Consider the following 1,487-nt stretch of genomic DNA (forward strand, 5'->3'; position numbering starts at 1 on the left):
ACCCCTGGAGAGAGGTCGGGCGCCGTCGTCGATACCGTGCGGTGCGAGGCCGACTGTCGTGTCGGCCTGTCGGCTACTTCTCCTGCTGCTTCCGCCAGCGGATGCCCGCCTCCAGGAAGCCGTCGATCTCGCCGTCCAGGACCGACTGGGGGTTGCCGACCTCGAAGTCCGTCCGGAGGTCCTTGACCATCTGGTACGGGTGGAGGACGTACGAACGCATCTGGTTGCCCCAGGAGCTGCCGCCGTCGCCCTTCAGGGCGTCCATCTTGGCGCGCTCCTCCTGGCGCTGGCGCTCGAGGAGCTTGGCCTGGAGGACGTTCATGGCGCTCGCCTTGTTCTGGATCTGGGAGCGCTCGTTCTGGCAGGAGACCACGATGCCGGTCGGGATGTGCGTGATGCGCACCGCCGAGTCGGTCGTGTTGACGCCCTGGCCGCCCGGGCCCGACGCGCGGTAGACGTCCACGCGCAGCTCGGACTCGTCGATCTCCACGTGGTCGGACGACTCCACGACCGGGAGGATCTCGACGCCCGCGAACGAGGTCTGGCGACGGCCCTGGTTGTCGAAGGGCGAGATGCGGACCAGACGGTGCGTACCCTGCTCGACCGAGAGCGTGCCGTAGGCGTACGGCGCCTTGACCACGAAGGTGGTCGACTTGATGCCGGCCTCTTCCGCGTACGAGGTCTCGTAGACCTCCGTGCCGTAGCCGTGGCGCTCGGCCCAGCGCAGGTACATGCGCTGGAGCTGCTCGGCGAAGTCGGCGGCGTCGACACCGCCCGCCTCGGCCCGGATGTTGACCAGCGCCTCGCGCTCGTCGTACTCGCCGGAGAGCAGCGTGCGGACTTCCATCTCGTCCAGCGCCTTGCGGACGGAGACGAGCTCCGTCTCGGCCTCGGCGCGGGTGTCCGGGTCGTCCATCTCCTCGGCGAGCTCGAAGAGCACCGCGAGGTCGTCGATCCGGCCGCGCAGGGCCTCGGCCTTGCGGACCTCGGCCTGGAGGTGCGAAAGCTTGCTGGTGATCTTCTGCGCCGCCTCCGGGTCGTCCCAGAGGGACGGGGCCGCGGCCTGCTCTTCGAGCACGGCGATGTCGGCCCTCAGCTTTTCGAGGTCCAGGACGGCCTCGATCGACCCCATGGTCGAGGAGAGGGACTTCAGCTCTTCGGATACATCGACGACTGCCACGCGTCCAGCGTAACGGCTCGTGGCAAGCGACCGGACCCGCCCGCCCGCGCCCTGGCGCTGCGCGGACGTCACCCAGGGGGGGTGCCCTGCCGATCAGGCCGGATCAGGAAGCGGCGTCCGGTGCCGTGGATCGCGAGGCGGAGGAGGGAGTCGACGCGGACGACGACGCGGCGAGGCGCGGTGCCGGACGCCGCGAGCCCGGCACGACCTAGGGGGGTGTCTTGTCGATCAGGCCGGATCGGGGAGCGGCGTCTGGTGCATGGGGCCTCCCCAGGCCCGCAGGGGCCGAGGGGACGGATCGCAAGGC

General features: G+C 70.1%; 1 protein-coding gene. It reads right to left on the reverse strand.

The window, feature by feature from the left end:
• Positions 1-73: 73 nt before the first annotated feature.
• Positions 74-1,180 (reverse strand): peptide chain release factor 2, encoded by a 1,107-nt coding sequence (gene prfB / locus ACFVZW_RS37060; RefSeq protein ID WP_384531007.1) that lies wholly within the window; start codon positions 1,178-1,180, stop codon positions 74-76.
• Positions 1,181-1,487 lie beyond the last annotated feature (307 nt).

The organism is Streptomyces sp. NPDC059567 (assembly GCF_042735655.1).
Classification (GTDB): Bacteria; Actinomycetota; Actinomycetes; order Streptomycetales; family Streptomycetaceae; genus Streptomyces.